Below are 15,786 nucleotides of genomic sequence, written 5' to 3'. Positions count from 1 at the left end.
CACGGGACTTTCCGTGCAGCCTTTTTTAACTTAATAAAATTTAATAAAGGATGGAGGTGGCATCATGAAAATGAGATTGATCACTTCCTGCCTTACAGTCCTGCTTCTGACAGGCTGTGTAGCAAAAGTGGTAGATGACAATGGAGAAGAAAATCCGATAGACAATGAGCCGGTTGAACAAATAGATGAAGCTGAAGATGCGCTACAGAAAGTATTGACTGCGGATCTAGCAAAGTTCCATTTTGTTGCAGATTGGCTGACAGATACAGAAATTGTCTATGTAGAAAAAAATGAAGGTTTTTATAAAGTGAATAGTTTTGATTTAACGACAGGTAAAATAACTACATTGTATGAAGAGCAATCTATTGTCGTAGATGTCCTCATCCACCCCTCAAAAAAATTTTTATTACTACATACTAGCGATAATTCAACCTCTGCAACGATTAAGATTTTATCGACAGATGGTATTATACAGAATGAGGTTGAAGTTACCTCTACAGAATTGGAAATCGAGTGGAATGATTTGGATTCCTCACTTCTCCTTCTTACTGCGTTTTATGAAGATTGGACTTTCGATCTTTTTCTATATGAAGGTGCAGAATCCCGTTTAAGTCTACTTCCGATTGATGATCCATTTCCTAAATGGTTTGGGAAAGAACAAATTATCATTGGTTATGTTGAAGACCATGCGTTAGATGGAAGTGAACTTTCTCTCTTTAACCCGACAACTGAAGAGTGGACAGATTTAGCTACGCAGGGCATTATTTATTTTGATACATACGAACAATCGTTATTGACTGTAAAGATGAATGAAGCAGGAGATACGCAATATACGCTATCAAAGTTGGATGGGACTGTGCAGTCAGAATGGACATTGCCTACTGTTAGTAATTATTCCGAATGGGTTATTCCCGAAGTGAATTGGTCGTCAAGCGATACAATTTTTTCGCGCGCGCCTGAAATAGGGGGGCAATTGGACGAGTTAAGTTCTCCATTTCGTCTAATTCGAGTAAAGGAAGGCCAGCAGCAGGTGGTAAGTGCTGATGTCGGCACGGGCTTTCTACGCTGCTCACCTTCTGGAGCAACATGTATCACCGATTCTTCGGCAACAACGATTACCGATGTTGAAACGGGGGAACAAAGAATTTGGCTAGATTTAAACTAATAAAAAACAACATCCCTTATACAAAAGGATGTTGTTTTTTATTAGTTTATAGTGTTGGTGGATAACCTTGGAAAACGATTGTTGCAATTGTAAAGCCTCCAAAAACGACTGCAGCTCCAAGATTGAAAACAATACTTAGAACATTGCGCTCTTTGAACGCTTGGACTGTTCCAACGACCGCTAGAATTGCGATAAGTCCGAAAATAACCATCAATAAGTTCATTGGGAAGACACTCCTTTCATAAAAAAACCTCTGTTCATGCTACTCACAGCTAGTAAGGATACAGAAGTCAACATTACACTGAAACAATAGTAAACAATATTCCTCTTCTATTGTACTGTTTATCATGAATTTTGTCGAGGCAAATTAGTGACGATTGTTTGAAATCGTATTTCAAGTTGCGTAGTATATTTGATGGAGGTGAGAACGATGTTGAAGATTAATACATATCCGCTCGGACCCATTCAGACAAATTGCTATATTATTCAGGATGAAGCGAGAAATTGCTTAATTATCGATCCAGGTGAGGAAAGCGGGCGTATTATTCGTAAAGTTGTGAGTCAAGAATTGATGCCCGTTGCCATTTTATTAACGCACGCACATTTTGATCATATTGGTGCTGTTGACAGCATACGAGATCGCTTCAACATACCGGTTTATATTCATGAGGAAGAGAGTGAATGGTTGTCGGACCCTAAATTGAATGGCTCCGCCAAATACCCTAGCATTCCTGATGTATGCAATCGACAGGCAGATCATCTTATTTCTCAGGAAGGGATAATGGAGGTCGGTCCGTTTACATTTGAGGTTCGACATACTCCAGGTCATTCGCCGGGAAGCGTGTCCTTTATTTTTGAGGATGCTCGATTTGCTGTTGTAGGTGATACATTGTTCAAACAGAGTGTGGGTAGAACAGATCTACCAGGTGCTAACACAGGGGTTTTACTCGATTCAATCCATACGAAGTTACTGACACTCGACGATGAATTTATCATCTATCCTGGACATGATTCATCGACGACGCCGGGGGATGAAAAAGATTCTAATCCTTATTTGAAAGGCTTTTAACTTGATTCAGTAAATATTTTTGTACTGGAAGCAATTACGCGGAGGCATAATTGATAGTTGAAAACAAAAAAACAGCCCTATTAATGGCTGTTTTTTTGTATGTACGATTAGTGCATACCTTGTACGTGGATGAATGTTGTATAGTAGCTGAATCCAACCATGAAAACAGTTAGGTAAGCTCCGAAAATATACATATACATACGTTCTGAAAGGTTCAAAAACCCAAGTAGTAAGAAGAAAACAGTGCTCGCAACAAAAATAAGTGAGGCAGGTAGCATGTCTCCGATGAAGAACATAACTGCGAAAATACCTGTCCACCAGCCCATTAACTTAAACATATTATCCATGTGTACGTCCCTCCTTAATAAAACATTACAATAAGCTCCCATTCATTATAAAGGATAAGGTAAGTAGAAGTAAACTCAAATCGTTATTTCATTGTGACAAAGAAGTGTATAAGATGAAAACTATTTTGAAATCTGAAATTTAAGGTATAAAACAGTATCAAATTTCAGATATGGGCCCTTTCGAGCGTGACACAATTCGACTTTTGGAAAAAGTATTCCATATATTAACCATACATCGTATACTGTGTCGTAAGGTGGAAAGTGGTCTTCCATCTTTAAACTTGAAAAGAGGGGTGTTCCATGAATAGAAATGATAACGTTGTTGAACAGAAGAGTTTTCAACTTCTAGAAACGGCCATTCAATATGATGCAAGTGATATCCATCTTGTACCGATGCGAGATGGATATGACGTATTATTTAAAAAGAATGCCAGGCTTGATCGATCCGGCTCATTACCCCTACAGTTGGCGAGTCGCATGATTTCATTTTTCAAATTCCTTTCCTCACTTGATATAAGCGATAAACGCAAACCCCAAAGCGGCTCTTTTCATAAGCGTATGCAAGAAGAGAATTTTTCTTTCCGCGTGTCCACGATTCCATCTATCCAAATGAAAGAAAGTGTAGTCATCCGTCTGCAAAGACATGATCGGATTACATCACTCGATGATCTATGCATCGAACAGGAATGGTCGGAAAGCTTGCGACGGGCGGTGACCAAGCAGCAAGGGCTCGTCTTACTAACCGGACCGACTGGGTGTGGTAAAACCACCACCATTTACTCACTAACAGCTTACTGTGTAAACCAACTAGAGCGCCATGTTATTACATTAGAAGATCCTGTTGAAAACAATCATGCTCATTTACTACAAATTCAGGTAAATGAACAATCGGGGATGACGTATTCTGCAGGTCTGAGGGCAATTTTACGCCATTCACCGGATGTTATTATGATTGGAGAAATTCGTGATAGTGAAACAGCAAAAATAGCTGTTCAGGCAGCTCTGACGGGACATTTGGTGCTCACTTCTGTTCATTCCAAAGATCCCGCGGGTTGTTTTTACAGGATGATGGATTTTGGTGTTTCCGCAGAAGAATTAAGGCAAACAATTATTTGTATTTCAGCTCAACGGCTAATTCAAAGAACTTCGGGACAGATGGGTGCAGTATTCGAAATTATACAAGGTGATCATCTCGACCGCATGACTGATTCTATTATTAAGGGAGATAGAGTAGTTGTCCCAGAAAATCTTCAGGTGGAATCACTTATTCATAAATATGGTTCTGCAACAGTGATGCGGAATGGTTGAGTTTGCAAAGAAGTCAGTGTTCCAGAAAAAGAATACGTTGCAAAATCAACCAGCATTCCTCGATAGGCTTGCTGTCCTGCTACTAGAAGGTTACACATTTTATGATGGCATCGTTCTGCTATTGCCCCATCATATGAAAAAGTATGAATCGACACTGGCTGTTATTCATGAAGATTTAAAGGAAGGGCTTGAAGTGACATCTATTTTAAGACGGTTGGGGTTTTCATCGAATGCACTTCTGCCTGTAGCTATTGCTGAATTGGATGGACGGTTAGCGCTAGCAATGAAAGGGATGGCGCTTCGTTTAAGAAGAAAAGAAGAAAAACAGAAGAAGTTAAAAAATCTTTTAGCTTACCCGATGATTCTATTTCTGTTTATTGGTACACTACTCATTGCTTTTCGGCGTTTCTTTCTACCAAACATAGAGATGCTAGCTTTTACTAGGCCGAGTGAGTCAAAGGGATTTATTTCTCTATTGCCATCAATTGTCACAAAAATACCAGACGCTATCGTCTTGTTTGCGATGTTCATAGCATTGCTGACGTTAATAGCCGTCCATGTATACAAAAAATTTGAACCGAAAACTAAAATTCGGACGATGATGTCATTTCCAATTGTAGGTACTCTTTTTTCTATGATTAAAACACGTGATTTTGCAAGTGAGCTAGGTAGTTTGCTGGAGTCTGGCCTTTCGATGCAGGACGCTTTGGATGTTTTAGTGGAGCAGCAATTGGACAAGGTACTCAGTGAAATTGCTGGTAATGTGAGGAGGTTAGTTGTTTTTGGAGAGCCATTTGATGTAGCAACTCAGTTGACTCAAGGACTGACAAGACAATTAGCTGCATTTGCGAAGCACGGAGCGGATAGTGGTTATTTATCGAAAGAACTATTAATTTACAGTGAGCATTTAGGGGAGGAAATCGATAATAAGTTAGCAAAGGCGTTAACAATGCTACAGCCAGCTCTATTCTGCATTATAGCAATTTGCATTTTAGCTGCATATTTAGCTTTGTTACTTCCTGTTTACGGAATGATGGATAAATTATGAAAGGGGAAGTGTGATGAAAAAGTATATGGGAGATTCAGGATTCACATTAATCGAAATGATGATCGTACTGTTAATTATTTCTGTGCTTATCCTCATTGCAATTCCGAATGTTACCAAGCATTCGAAGTCAATCGATGAAAAAGGATGTGCGGCTTATGTGAAAATGGTTGAAGGTCAAGTGGAGGCGTTTAAAATGGATGAAAAAAAGATGCCGACAAGTCTTGCGGAGTTGACAGAAAAAGAATATTTACCTGAAAACCCACAATGTCCTAATGGTAGCCAGCTTTCAATTAGCTTGGAAGGAAAAGTGGAAGTAGTAGATGAAATCCCGAATCCATGAGCCAATGTTGAAGGGGCATAAGGAAGGTGGATTTACGTTTCTGGAGATGATTTTAGTTTTATCCATCGTGTCCCTTATAACGTTTGTTATTTTGCCTATTGGTGACAAGTGGATACGAAATGCATCAGAGGAAGACGCTCTTCAAGCATTTGTTGCAGCCATTCATAATTTACAAGCCTATTCCATGGCAAATAACGTTGCGACAAGATTAGATTTTAAAAATTCGGGGACGATGTACATTACACTAGTTCCAGGGAAAAGTGAATTTGCAAGAATGACTTTTCCGGTGGGGATGAAGTTGTCGGATTCGAGTCGCATGAAAGAAGTGTCATTCCATGCGAATGGAAATATTATGAATTCTGGCACGCTCGTACTCGAAACAAGCTCAGGTCTTACCGAAATTCGATTTCAATTTCAACGCGGGAGGATGATTATTTATGAATGAGGGAGGTTATTCATGGTCTGAGGCGATACTAACATTGACAATCGTAATGGTCATATTTGGGACGTTACTTCCTTTAGCGACAACAATGACCTCAAAGCTCCAAATGAAAAAAGCCCAGATGCATGCGGCAGAAACAGCTTTTCAAGGAGCTATTTACTTTAAGTCTCACGGTTTGATGGCGGGTTTACGTCAAGTGGATGGAATGGATTACAATTGGTCCATAGAAGAACAAGTTGTTTGCGTATCTTATAAAGCGGCCGAACAGTCGATTAGAAAATGTGTGTATCCATGAAGAAAATGGATGAGCATGGCTATACATTACTAGAAAGTATTTTTCAACTACTAATTATGGCACTCTTCATCCATCTGTTTTTATTGTTTTTCTTCTGGAAGGAGCCCATTGAACGACAGTATGTAGATTATTCTAAGATGCAATGGGAGTTGTTTTCAGCAGAATTGCAACAGCTTCTTACTGAGGTCAGTGAAATTCAATTACTGAACGGCGGAAAAGTCATACACTTTCGAAATCATCATGGCTCAGTTGACATTGAACAAAGTGGCACTGTCATTCGGAAAAGAGTAACGGGAGACGGTCATATTCCACTCTTGACAGGTGTTCGTTCTGTGGTATTTAGCCTTGACGCTACGACGTTAACTATACTTGTGACAACGATAGATGGCGCAGTTAAAGTGAGGGGGTTTGCAGTTGGCTTCCATCCATAATGAGCGTGGTGTGATACTTGCTGCAGCGATTGTTTTATTATTTTTCGTTAGTACCTTTCTTTTCACCCTCGTTTCATGGCATGATAGTATTCAAAGGAACTATGATTCACTAGAAATGTTTTATGAAAATGAAACGAAGAAGATAATGAATCGGGACGAATAGAGCTATTTGTCCCGTAAAATGGGTGATAAAATGAAGAAAGTATATTTGATTGGTTATATGGGATGCGGGAAAAGTGCGATTGGCAAACGACTGAGCTTTGCGACAAAGATCCCTTATTATGATATGGACTGCGAAATCGTAAAAAAAATGGGCATGACCATACCAGAAATTTTTGAAAAGTATGGGGAAGAGTATTTTCGAGAGGTGGAAACGGAATTCCTTCGCACATTCCGTGATGAGTTTTGTATTATTGCGACGGGGGGAGGCGCGCCGATGCGCAAGGAAAATCGTGAAATTATGCGACGGACAGGCATTGTCTTTTTCCTCAATGCACCATTTCGCGATATTTGGCGAAGGATTGCTACAGCCAAGAAACGTCCGATCGTCCAGCGATCGACACGTGTTGACCTTGAACAGCTATACAATGAAAGAAAACCTCAATATTTACAAGGTGGACATTTTAAAGTAGAAACTGAAAATCGGTCGTTGCGTGATATTGTGGATTACATTTCATTTCAAATACGTAGACTCAAGGGTGATTTGTAGAACAGTAAAGAAATCATTCAATGATTTCCTATTGTCGTATGCTAGTAGGGGAAATATTTATTCGACAAATCCAAACACGAATATTTTCCTTTTTTAAAGCGATAACGTTCGTGAATTTGACTATCTAATAAAAACTATTGCGCTTTCAAATATCAAATGTTAAGATATAAGGCGAAAGGGCATTGTTGTCCGAATCTTATTCGTATTCACATTAACATTCATACCAACTGAATAACGCGAATGATTGTATGGGGAGAGCACGCACTGGCGTCGCCGAAGGAGCAAATAACAGCAGTTATGAATCTCTCAGGTAACAAGACTCATGCATGACGCATCTCTGGAGAGTGTCGGCATTGTTCGACCACCAACGAGGAAAGCCGTAAGGTCAAACTTTCAGGTACAAGGACAGAGGTTCTCTTTTAAGGGGACCTCTGTCTTTTTTTTATAATGTCAGAAAGATAAGTTCATTGATGACCTTATAAGAGCAATCACGATTTTGCTGTCGCCTAGTTTTTTAATCATTTTCCAAGGAGGAATCAGTTATGACAAATGCACTAAAACGTACTGCTTTATTCGATAGCTATGCACAGTACGGCGGGAAAACAATTGATTTTGGTGGTTGGGAGTTACCGGTTCAATTTTCAAGCATTAAAGCAGAACATGAAGCAGTACGGACAAAAGCGGGCCTGTTTGACGTTTCGCATATGGGTGAAGTGTTTGTCAGTGGAGCAGGAGCTCTTGCTTACCTACAAAAATTAGTAACGAATGATGTATCGAAATTAGTCGATGGTCAAGCGCAATATACGGCGATGTGTTATGAGGATGGCGGAACGATCGATGATCTTCTCATTTACAAACGTGGAGACAACGATTACCTACTTGTTGTGAATGCATCGAATATTGACAAAGACGTTGCCTGGATGAACAGCCATGCAACAGCGGATGTTGTCATAGAAGACAAATCAGCTGACTATGGCCTTCTTGCTTTACAAGGACCTGTAGCACAAGAAGTCCTACAAAAATTAACAGATGAGCCATTGGCGGATATTAAGTTTTTCCGTTTTAAAGAAAATGTCAACGTTGCTGGCCATTCTGTCCTTGTTTCACGCACGGGATATACTGGTGAAAATGGCTTTGAAATTTACGGTTCATCAGAGGCTATCGTTGCACTGTGGCCTGCAATTCTTACAGCTGGTGAAGCGGAAGGTGTGATTCCAGCAGGTCTGGGTGCACGTGATACACTGCGTTTTGAAGCAGGCTTGCCACTTTACGGTCAAGAGCTATCAAAAGATATTTCACCACTTGAAACGGGCCTTGGCTTCGTTGTGAAATTAAATAAAGAAGAGGATTTTCTCGGCAAAGCAGCACTTACTGCGCAAAAAGAAAATGGTGTACCACGTAAATTGATTGGTCTTGAAATGATTGACAAAGGTATTCCGCGTACAGGTTACAAAGTATTCTTAAGCGACGTCGAAATTGGCGAAGTGACGACGGGTACACAATCACCGACACTTAAAAAGAATATTGGCTTTGCTTTACTGAAAAGTGAGCATACAGCTGAAGGTACAGAGGTGGAAGTTGAAATTCGCAATAAGCGATTGAAAGCAGTCATTATTGCAACACCATTTTATAAACGATAACAAAATGAAAAGGGGCTAACTAGACATGAAGCATCGTTACCTTCCAATGACGGAAACCGATCGTGCTGAAATGCTGCAAACAATCGGTATTTCTTCAGTAGATGAACTATTTGCAGATATTCCTGAAAAAGTTCGTTTTAAAGGCGAATATAATATTAAAAAAGCAAAATCCGAGACTGCATTAACAAAAGAATTGGCACAAGTTGCTGCAAAAAATGCGGATGCGCGTACATATGCATCATTCCTTGGTGCGGGCGTCTATGATCACTTCAAGCCGATCATCGTTGACCATGTCATTTCACGTTCTGAGTTTTACACAGCTTACACGCCATATCAACCGGAAATTTCACAAGGAGAGCTGCAAGCTATTTTCGAATTCCAGACAATGATCTGCGAGTTAACGGGTATGGATCTTGCCAACTCTTCTATGTATGATGGCGGAACGGCACTTGCAGAAGCAGGAAATCTAGCGGCAGGTCACACTCGTCGAAAAAAACTTCTTGTTTCTGAAACTGTACATCCAGAATCACGCGATGTTGTGCTATCTTATGCATCAGGACAGTCAATTGATGTTGTGACGATTCCGCAAAAAGACGGCGTAACAGATATGGCAAAACTAGAAGAATTGATGGATGAAGATACAGCTGCTGTTCTTGTACAATATCCAAACTTCTTCGGTCAGATTGAAGATATTCAAAAAATTGGTGACATAACGCATGATAAGGGTGGATTATTTGTTGTATCCTCTAACCCGCTAGCACTTGGTGTACTGACACCTCCAGGTAAGTTGGGTGCTGATATTACAGTTGGTGATGCACAACCATTTGGGATTCCAGAAGCTTTCGGTGGACCACACTGTGGTTATTTCGCTGTGACGAAAAAATTGATGCGTAAAGTTCCAGGACGTCTTGTGGGAGAAACAACGGACGACGAAGGACGACGTGGTTATGTATTGACATTGCAAGCACGTGAGCAGCATATTCGTCGTGATAAAGCGACATCTAATATCTGTTCAAACCAAGCGTTGAATGCACTTGCTGCATCTGTTGCGATGACGGCACTTGGTAAAATGGGTGCGCAGGAAATTGCCTATCAAAATATCGTGAAAACACGCTATGCTAAGGATGCATTTGAAAAAGCTGGCTTTGAAGTATTATTTGGCGGTGCTCATTTTAATGAAATCGTCGTTAATTGCAAAAAATCGGTCAAAGAAGTCAATGCACACCTCTTCACAAAAGGCATTCTTGGTGGTTATGACCTTGGTTTAACATATCCGGCATTTGCGAATCACGCATTGGTTGCTGTGACGGAACAACGTACAAAAGAAGAAATCGATGCACTTGTGCAGGAAATGGAGGCCCTTCATGCATAAAGATAATCAGCCGTTAATTTTTGAATTAACGAAAGAAGGACGAATTGGCTACAGTCTTCCAGAATTAGATGTGCCTGAATTGGATCTGTCAGATTTATTGCCAGCAGGATTTATTCGCGAAGAAGCAGCAGAGCTTCCAGAAGTGTCTGAGCTTGATATAATGCGCCATTACACAGCGTTGTCTAACCGTAACCATGGTGTAGATACAGGATTTTACCCACTAGGATCTTGTACGATGAAATACAATCCGAAAATCAATGAATTTGTTGCACGTTTCCCTGGATTTGCTAACATTCATCCATTGCAAGATGAGTCGACTGTACAAGGTGCAATGGAAATTATGTATGATTTGCAAGAGCATCTTGTTGAAATCACAGGAATGGATGAAGTCACACTTCAGCCAGCTGCTGGAGCACATGGCGAATGGACAGCATTGATGATGATTCGTGCGTTCCATGAAGCAAACGGAGACTTCCACCGCACAAAAGTACTTGTTCCAGACTCTGCTCACGGAACAAACCCAGCATCCGCAACGGTTGCAGGCTTTGAAACGGTTACAGTGAAGTCGAATGAACATGGACTTGTTGACTTGGAAGACTTGAAGCGTGTTGTTGGATCAGATACTGCGGCATTGATGCTGACAAACCCGAATACGCTTGGACTTTTTGAGGAAGATATTCTTGAAATGGCTGAAATCGTTCACGCTGTTGGTGGGAAATTGTACTATGATGGAGCGAACTTGAATGCGGTTATGTCTAAGGCGCGTCCTGGTGACATGGGCTTTGATGCGGTTCACTTAAATTTACACAAAACATTTACAGGTCCTCACGGTGGTGGTGGTCCTGGTTCAGGTCCAGTTGGTGTTAAGGCGGACTTGGCTCCTTTCTTGCCAAAACCAGTGCTTGTGAAAAAAGCCGATGTATACACATTCGATTACAATATTCCACAAACGATTGGCCGTGTGAAGCCGTTCTATGGTAACTTTGGCATTTATCTGCGTGCGTATACTTATATCCGTTCAATGGGACCGGACGGCTTGAAAGCTGTTACGGAATATGCGGTATTGAATGCCAACTATATGATGCGTCGGCTTGAGCCTTACTTCGACCTACCATATAACCGCCATTGTAAGCATGAATTTGTGCTTTCAGGTCGTCGCCAGAAGAAATTAGGCGTTCGTACACTTGATATGGCAAAACGACTACTTGACTTTGGCTATCATCCGCCAACAATCTACTTCCCGCTAAATGTTGAGGAAGGCATGATGATTGAGCCGACAGAAACAGAATCGAAAGAAACGCTCGATGCATTTTGTGATGCACTTATCCAAATTGCCAAAGAAGTTGAAGAAAACCCTGAAATCGTTCAAAATGCACCACATACGACGGTCATTAATCGTTTAGATGAAACGAAGGCAGCTCGTCAGCCGGTATTACGTTATACAAAATAATAATCTTATTATGAAAAAGCATAGCCTTGCGCTGTGCTTTTTTGTCGTGTTTGTGACGAAACGTACACATCCCATTAAATTCTTGTGATAAATATCACAAGGGACGTTCTAGCTTAGTACTATGCTAATGATGTAGTTTCAATCAAGATATATCATACTAAAGGAGCGTTTAAGATGATATCTATCAAAGAAGAGGTTAATTACGATGTAAACCCGTTTATTGTTATATGGGAAGTGACACGAGCCTGTGCTTTAAAGTGTTTGCACTGTAGGGCGGAAGCGCAATATAAGGCTGATCCTCGTCAATTATCATTTGAAGAAGGAAAAAAACTAATTGATGAGATTGCAGCCATGAATAATCCACTATTTGTTTTTACGGGTGGCGACCCATTGATGCGTCCTGATTTATTTGATCTTGCAAAATATGCGATTGAAGAGAGAAATCTTCCTGTTTCTATGACGCCAAGTGCAACGCCGAAAGTAACGAAGGAAGCCATTCAGAAGGCAAAAGATGTTGGTTTATCGAGATGGGCATTTAGTTTGGATGGCTCTTGCGCAGAAATTCATGACCATTTCCGTGGAACGAAAGGATCTTATGATCGAACGATGAAAGGGATTGAGTTCTTAAAGGAACTAAATATCCCGATTCAAGTGAATACAACCATATCGAAATATAATCTCCATGATCTTGAAGCGATTGCTGAGAAGGTGAAAGAGATGGGGACAGTACTATGGAGTACATTCTTCCTAGTGCCAACAGGACGCGGTATGGAGAAGGATATGGTGAGTCCGGAAGAGCACGAAGAAGTGATGAAATGGTTATATCAAATTCAACAAAAAATGCCTTATGGTGTGAAGACGACGGAAGCGCCTCATTATAGACGTGTGTTTCATCAAGAAAAAGAGAGGCTGGGGGAAAGTGGTATTGCAAAGCGCTCTGACTTATTAGGTCGTGCACCAAAATTTGTTAATGATGGAGACGGTTTTGTCTTTATTAGTCATACGGGAGATGTCTATCCAAGTGGTTTTTTACCGGTCGTTTGCGGTAATGTTCGTGAACAATCACTTTCCGATATTTATCAAAATTCACCAGTTATGAAACAGTTACGAGATAAGTCGTTATTGAAAGGTAAATGTGGTGTTTGTGAGTTTAAGCATATGTGCGGTGGTTCGCGTGCGAGAGCCTATGCAATGACGGGTGATTACTTGGAAAGCGATCCATCTTGCTCATATATTCCAAAAGCACTTCGCTAAAATGCTTGATGTTGAAAGGTGGATGCTAAGTGGAGAATACGAAAAGGAAGATTATTATTGTGGGTGGTGGCATTACAGGGCTAAGCGCTGCTTTTTATACGAAAAAATGGTTTGATGAACGAAAAATTCCTGTTGAGCTAACTTTAATTGAAAAAAGTCAGACGTTTGGTGGTAAAATACGGACATTGCATCGTGAAGAGTTCATTATTGAACAAGGTCCGGAGTCTTTTTTAGCACGTAAAATGCCTATTATGACACTGATTAAGGAATTAGGAATCGAAGATGAACTGACGGCGACGAATCCCCAAGCCAAGACAAATTATATAGTACATAAAGGTAAATTGCATAAGATGCCGCCTGGACTTATGCTAGGTATTCCGACAGAATTAACGCCGTTTATGAAAACGAAGCTCATATCGCCTGCAGGGAAAATTCGAGCTGCTATGGATCTATGCTTGCCTAAAAAGAAAGGGATGGAAGATGAAGCATTAGGTCATTTCATCCAACGTCGTTTGGGTAAGGAAGTGCTAGAACATATCACAGAGCCGTTATTGGGTGGGATTTACGCAGGAGACACACATTCGTTAAGCTTACAAGCAACTTTTCCGCATTTTGCAGCAATGGAGCAAACGCATCGAAGTTTGATTATAGGGATGTTGGCAAATAAACAAAAACCAGCACCTAGTATGAAAGGTTTGCCTGAAATTGCGCAGAAAAGTATGTTTCTAACGTTCCGTAATGGGATGATTTCGTTGGTTGATCGACTGTTAGCAGAATTGGAGTCGATTCAACTGATTGCTGGGAAAGGTGTGCAAACGATTATTCAAGATAGACAGGGCTATAAAGTTTGCTTGGATGACGAGCAACAGTTACAGGCAGATGGGCTTATTATGGCTTTACCTACTCATCAAACGGCGAAGTTATTACCAATTAGTTCTTCGTTACAGTGGTTAGAGAAAATTAACTATGTGTCTGTTGCGAATATCGTACTCGCTTTTGATGCTGAAGATTTCACATTTCCATTAAACGGTTCTGGTTTTCTGATCCCCCGCAAAGAAGGGCGCATGTTAACAGCTTGCACATGGAGTTCTTCTAAATGGCTTCATACAGCACCGGAAGGCAAAGTATTACTGCGCTGTTACATTGGGCGTGGAGGTGCGGAGGAGTGGGTTCACCTATCTGACGAGCAACTCGTAGTAGCTGCGTTAAAAGATTTGGAAGAGATTATGGGTATCCAAGCTCAGCCATTATTTCATGAAATTACTCGGCTAGAACACTCGATGCCACAGTATCCAGTAAAGCATGTCGAGGAGTTGAAAAAGGTAAGGGCAGATCTTGCCGTCCATAGTCCTGGCGTTTACCTCTGCGGGGCTGGCTACGAGGGTGTTGGAGTCCCGGATTGTATTCGGCAAGGGAGAGAGGCTGCTGAGCAGTTGGCGGCATATTTAGAGCAGTAGAAGCTATAAATATTTAAATAACAATAAGGAGAAGCCGTGGCGGCCTCTCCTTATTGTTATTTACTTTTTACTTTACCCGTCCATAAGCGGAAGCCACCTTGAAGATGGAATAAATGCTTGTAATCTTTTTTCTTTAAAAATAATGCAGCCCGTGCGCTTTTACCACCGTTTTGGTCGTATAGGTAGACAGGCTTGTCCGAGCGGATTTCTTTGAAACGTTGACGGAACTGAGAGTATGGGATATTACGAGCACCCAAAATATGGCCAGCGTCAAAATCTTTCGTCTCGCGTACATCAATGAGCTGTGCCTTTCGGTAGCCCTCGATAAACTGATCTTGTGTTAAATTGGTAACGGCTTTTCGAAGACGTAGCATCGTTATGACCATGTATCCAATCAATAGAACTGTAGCAACTCCTAAAATAATTAAATTCACAACAACTTTCCCCTTTCTCTCTACTTTTCTATTATAAAGATTAGGTGGCACTAGTTCAATGGGAATGATAAAATGAAATTCGTTGTGGAGGGAGAATTCGGATGAAAAAAACGATTTGGCACTTCATTAATTCGGGGAAATGTAGCGCTTCGTTCAATATGGCGCTGGACGAGGCATTGTTGGAATGGCATAGCAAAGGGGAAATCGGTCCGGTGTTGCGGTTTTACGAATGGCAACCGGCAACATTATCGATTGGATATTTTCAAAGTGTTGACAAAGAAATTGAGATGGATGAAGTACGTAAACACGGTCTCGGCTTCGTGAGGCGTCCGACTGGGGGACGAGGCGTTCTGCATGAGCATGAACTTACATATAGCGTGATTGTCTCTGAGAGTTATCCTGATATGCCGGAAACGGTGACGGAGGCTTATCGGGTTATTTCAGGCGGTGTGCTGGAAGGTTTTCGGAATTTAGGTCTTGATGCACAATTTTCAGTTCCGCAAACGATTCAGCAAACTGATGATTTAAAAAATCCGAAAAGCGCGGTGTGCTTTGATGCGCCGAGCTGGTATGAGCTAGTTGTTGAAGGAAAGAAAGTGGCAGGCAGTGCACAGACGAGGCAAAAAGGTGTTATTTTGCAGCATGGTGCGATACTTTTGAGTCTTGATGAAAATAAACTCGTGTCACTATTTAAATTTAGGTCGGAAGAACAGCGCGAACGAATGCGTGCCAGTTTGCCAGAAAAGGCGGTTGCAATTGATCGTCTGATGAAACGAACGGTGTCTGTAGAGGAATGTGTGGAGGCATTTGCACAAGGATTTGAAGCTGCGCTTGATATGCAACTGGAGCCATTACAATTAAGCGAGCGACAGCTTGAATTTGTACACGATATCGAACGAAAAAAATATGCTAATGATGACTGGACTTTTAAAAAGTGAGCCTATAACTTTCGGGCTATTTTTTGTAATAAAACTTAGTAGAATGGCGTAGATAAAGAGATTGTCGGAAAATGTAAAAACATCGAT

General features: G+C 40.9%; 19 protein-coding genes and 1 riboswitch. Of the genes, 16 read left to right on the top strand and 3 right to left on the bottom strand.

From position 1 onward, the window contains the following. Nucleotides 1-64: 64 nt before the first annotated feature. Nucleotides 65-1,165 carry a hypothetical protein gene (locus MKZ10_RS12025; RefSeq protein WP_342505189.1) on the top strand — a complete coding sequence of 367 codons (1,101 nt, stop codon included), beginning with the start codon at nt 65-67 and terminating at the stop codon, nt 1,163-1,165. 46 nt (nt 1,166-1,211) lie between these two features. Here MKZ10_RS12025 and MKZ10_RS12020 read toward each other — a convergent pair whose 3' ends face one another. Then, complete coding sequence (locus MKZ10_RS12020; protein ID WP_342505188.1) at nt 1,212-1,388, bottom strand: DUF2759 domain-containing protein; 177 nt, start codon at nt 1,386-1,388, stop codon at nt 1,212-1,214. Between the two features lie 207 nt (nt 1,389-1,595). Between MKZ10_RS12020 and MKZ10_RS12015 the strand changes: the two genes are divergently transcribed. Continuing rightward, complete coding sequence (locus MKZ10_RS12015; RefSeq protein ID WP_342505187.1) at nt 1,596-2,234, top strand: MBL fold metallo-hydrolase; 639 nt, start codon at nt 1,596-1,598, stop codon at nt 2,232-2,234. Between the two features lie 107 nt (nt 2,235-2,341). Here MKZ10_RS12015 and MKZ10_RS12010 read toward each other — a convergent pair whose 3' ends face one another. Then, entirely contained in the window at nt 2,342-2,581 is a 240-nt protein-coding gene (locus tag MKZ10_RS12010) for a DUF2626 family protein (protein WP_203246917.1), read from the bottom strand. Nucleotides 2,582-2,881: 300 nt separating this feature from the next. On the opposite strand from MKZ10_RS12010, the gene comGA reads away from it, so the two are divergent. The 13 genes from comGA to hemG all read left to right on the top strand — a co-directional run bounded on the left by comGA (nt 2,882) and on the right by hemG (nt 14,327). Then, nucleotides 2,882-3,889 carry a competence type IV pilus ATPase ComGA gene (comGA, locus tag MKZ10_RS12005; protein WP_342505186.1) on the top strand — a complete coding sequence of 336 codons (1,008 nt, stop codon included), beginning with the start codon at nt 2,882-2,884 and terminating at the stop codon, nt 3,887-3,889. Then, nucleotides 3,882-4,937, top strand: a complete 1,056-nt coding sequence (comGB, locus tag MKZ10_RS12000) for a competence type IV pilus assembly protein ComGB (protein ID WP_342505185.1) — start codon at nt 3,882-3,884, stop codon at nt 4,935-4,937. Before comGA ends, comGB begins: the two co-directional genes overlap by 8 nt. A 13-nt stretch (nt 4,938-4,950) precedes the next feature. Continuing rightward, on the top strand, nt 4,951-5,277 hold the full coding sequence (gene comGC / locus MKZ10_RS11995; protein WP_342505184.1) for a competence type IV pilus major pilin ComGC: 327 nt from the start codon (nt 4,951-4,953) through the stop codon (nt 5,275-5,277). Further along, nucleotides 5,258-5,722: a type II secretion system protein gene (locus MKZ10_RS11990; protein WP_342505183.1), complete on the top strand. Its 465-nt coding sequence runs from the start codon at nt 5,258-5,260 to the stop codon at nt 5,720-5,722. The genes comGC and MKZ10_RS11990 overlap by 20 nt, the downstream gene beginning before the upstream one ends. Beyond that, a complete protein-coding gene (locus MKZ10_RS11985) occupies nt 5,715-6,014 on the top strand; it encodes a hypothetical protein (RefSeq protein WP_342505182.1) in 300 nt (99 codons plus the stop codon). Before MKZ10_RS11990 ends, MKZ10_RS11985 begins: the two co-directional genes overlap by 8 nt. Beyond that, entirely contained in the window at nt 6,011-6,445 is a 435-nt protein-coding gene (gene comGF / locus MKZ10_RS11980; protein WP_342505181.1) for a competence type IV pilus minor pilin ComGF, read from the top strand. The genes MKZ10_RS11985 and comGF overlap by 4 nt, the downstream gene beginning before the upstream one ends. Then, complete coding sequence (locus tag MKZ10_RS11975) at nt 6,429-6,608, top strand: hypothetical protein (protein ID WP_342505180.1); 180 nt, start codon at nt 6,429-6,431, stop codon at nt 6,606-6,608. The genes comGF and MKZ10_RS11975 overlap by 17 nt, the downstream gene beginning before the upstream one ends. 30 nt (nt 6,609-6,638) lie before the next feature. Beyond that, entirely contained in the window at nt 6,639-7,154 is a 516-nt protein-coding gene (locus tag MKZ10_RS11970; protein ID WP_342505179.1) for a shikimate kinase, read from the top strand. Nucleotides 7,155-7,394: 240 nt separating this feature from the next. After that, nucleotides 7,395-7,486, top strand: a riboswitch (glycine riboswitch). A gap of 210 nt (nt 7,487-7,696) precedes the next feature. Next, nucleotides 7,697-8,794 (top strand): glycine cleavage system aminomethyltransferase GcvT, encoded by a 1,098-nt coding sequence (gcvT, locus tag MKZ10_RS11965; protein ID WP_342505178.1) that lies wholly within the window; start codon nt 7,697-7,699, stop codon nt 8,792-8,794. Nucleotides 8,795-8,819: 25 nt separating this feature from the next. Further along, entirely contained in the window at nt 8,820-10,166 is a 1,347-nt protein-coding gene (gene gcvPA / locus MKZ10_RS11960) for an aminomethyl-transferring glycine dehydrogenase subunit GcvPA (RefSeq protein WP_342505177.1), read from the top strand. Continuing rightward, nucleotides 10,159-11,616 carry an aminomethyl-transferring glycine dehydrogenase subunit GcvPB gene (gene gcvPB, locus MKZ10_RS11955; RefSeq protein ID WP_342505176.1) on the top strand — a complete coding sequence of 486 codons (1,458 nt, stop codon included), beginning with the start codon at nt 10,159-10,161 and terminating at the stop codon, nt 11,614-11,616. The genes gcvPA and gcvPB overlap by 8 nt, the downstream gene beginning before the upstream one ends. A 174-nt stretch (nt 11,617-11,790) precedes the next feature. After that, nucleotides 11,791-12,870 carry a TIGR04053 family radical SAM/SPASM domain-containing protein gene (locus MKZ10_RS11950; RefSeq protein ID WP_342505175.1) on the top strand — a complete coding sequence of 360 codons (1,080 nt, stop codon included), beginning with the start codon at nt 11,791-11,793 and terminating at the stop codon, nt 12,868-12,870. Between the two features lie 29 nt (nt 12,871-12,899). Then, on the top strand, nt 12,900-14,327 hold the full coding sequence (gene hemG / locus MKZ10_RS11945) for a protoporphyrinogen oxidase (RefSeq protein ID WP_342505174.1): 1,428 nt from the start codon (nt 12,900-12,902) through the stop codon (nt 14,325-14,327). 56 nt (nt 14,328-14,383) lie between these two features. Here hemG and MKZ10_RS11940 read toward each other — a convergent pair whose 3' ends face one another. Continuing rightward, nucleotides 14,384-14,713, bottom strand: coding sequence for a rhodanese-like domain-containing protein (locus MKZ10_RS11940; protein WP_342510181.1), 330 nt, complete (start codon nt 14,711-14,713; stop codon nt 14,384-14,386). 149 nt (nt 14,714-14,862) lie between these two features. On the opposite strand from MKZ10_RS11940, the gene MKZ10_RS11935 reads away from it, so the two are divergent. Further along, the gene (locus tag MKZ10_RS11935; protein ID WP_342505173.1) at nt 14,863-15,699 is read left to right on the top strand and encodes a biotin/lipoate A/B protein ligase family protein; all 837 of its coding nucleotides are present in this window, start codon (nt 14,863-14,865) and stop codon (nt 15,697-15,699) included. The last annotated feature ends 87 nt before the right edge of the window (nt 15,700-15,786 follow it).

This window comes from Sporosarcina sp. FSL K6-2383 (assembly GCF_038618305.1).
Lineage (GTDB): Bacteria > Bacillota > Bacilli > Bacillales_A > Planococcaceae > Sporosarcina.
This window is presented reverse-complemented; position numbering and strand designations above follow the sequence as displayed.

Coding starts and splice junctions, on each gene's coding strand:
- MKZ10_RS12025 (WP_342505189.1), top strand. CDS start 65: ATGAAAATGAGATTGATCACTTCCTGCCTTACAGTCCTGCTTCTGACA.
- MKZ10_RS12020 (WP_342505188.1), bottom strand. CDS start 1,388: ATGAACTTATTGATGGTTATTTTCGGACTTATCGCAATTCTAGCGGTC.
- MKZ10_RS12015 (WP_342505187.1), top strand. CDS start 1,596: ATGTTGAAGATTAATACATATCCGCTCGGACCCATTCAGACAAATTGC.
- MKZ10_RS12010 (WP_203246917.1), bottom strand. CDS start 2,581: ATGGATAATATGTTTAAGTTAATGGGCTGGTGGACAGGTATTTTCGCA.
- comGA (WP_342505186.1), top strand. CDS start 2,882: ATGAATAGAAATGATAACGTTGTTGAACAGAAGAGTTTTCAACTTCTA.
- comGB (WP_342505185.1), top strand. CDS start 3,882: ATGGTTGAGTTTGCAAAGAAGTCAGTGTTCCAGAAAAAGAATACGTTG.
- comGC (WP_342505184.1), top strand. CDS start 4,951: ATGAAAAAGTATATGGGAGATTCAGGATTCACATTAATCGAAATGATG.
- MKZ10_RS11990 (WP_342505183.1), top strand. CDS start 5,258: ATGAAATCCCGAATCCATGAGCCAATGTTGAAGGGGCATAAGGAAGGT.
- MKZ10_RS11985 (WP_342505182.1), top strand. CDS start 5,715: ATGAATGAGGGAGGTTATTCATGGTCTGAGGCGATACTAACATTGACA.
- comGF (WP_342505181.1), top strand. CDS start 6,011: ATGAAGAAAATGGATGAGCATGGCTATACATTACTAGAAAGTATTTTT.
- MKZ10_RS11970 (WP_342505179.1), top strand. CDS start 6,639: ATGAAGAAAGTATATTTGATTGGTTATATGGGATGCGGGAAAAGTGCG.
- gcvT (WP_342505178.1), top strand. CDS start 7,697: ATGACAAATGCACTAAAACGTACTGCTTTATTCGATAGCTATGCACAG.
- gcvPA (WP_342505177.1), top strand. CDS start 8,820: ATGAAGCATCGTTACCTTCCAATGACGGAAACCGATCGTGCTGAAATG.
- gcvPB (WP_342505176.1), top strand. CDS start 10,159: ATGCATAAAGATAATCAGCCGTTAATTTTTGAATTAACGAAAGAAGGA.
- MKZ10_RS11950 (WP_342505175.1), top strand. CDS start 11,791: ATGATATCTATCAAAGAAGAGGTTAATTACGATGTAAACCCGTTTATT.
- MKZ10_RS11940 (WP_342510181.1), bottom strand. CDS start 14,713: ATGGTCATAACGATGCTACGTCTTCGAAAAGCCGTTACCAATTTAACA.
- MKZ10_RS11935 (WP_342505173.1), top strand. CDS start 14,863: ATGAAAAAAACGATTTGGCACTTCATTAATTCGGGGAAATGTAGCGCT.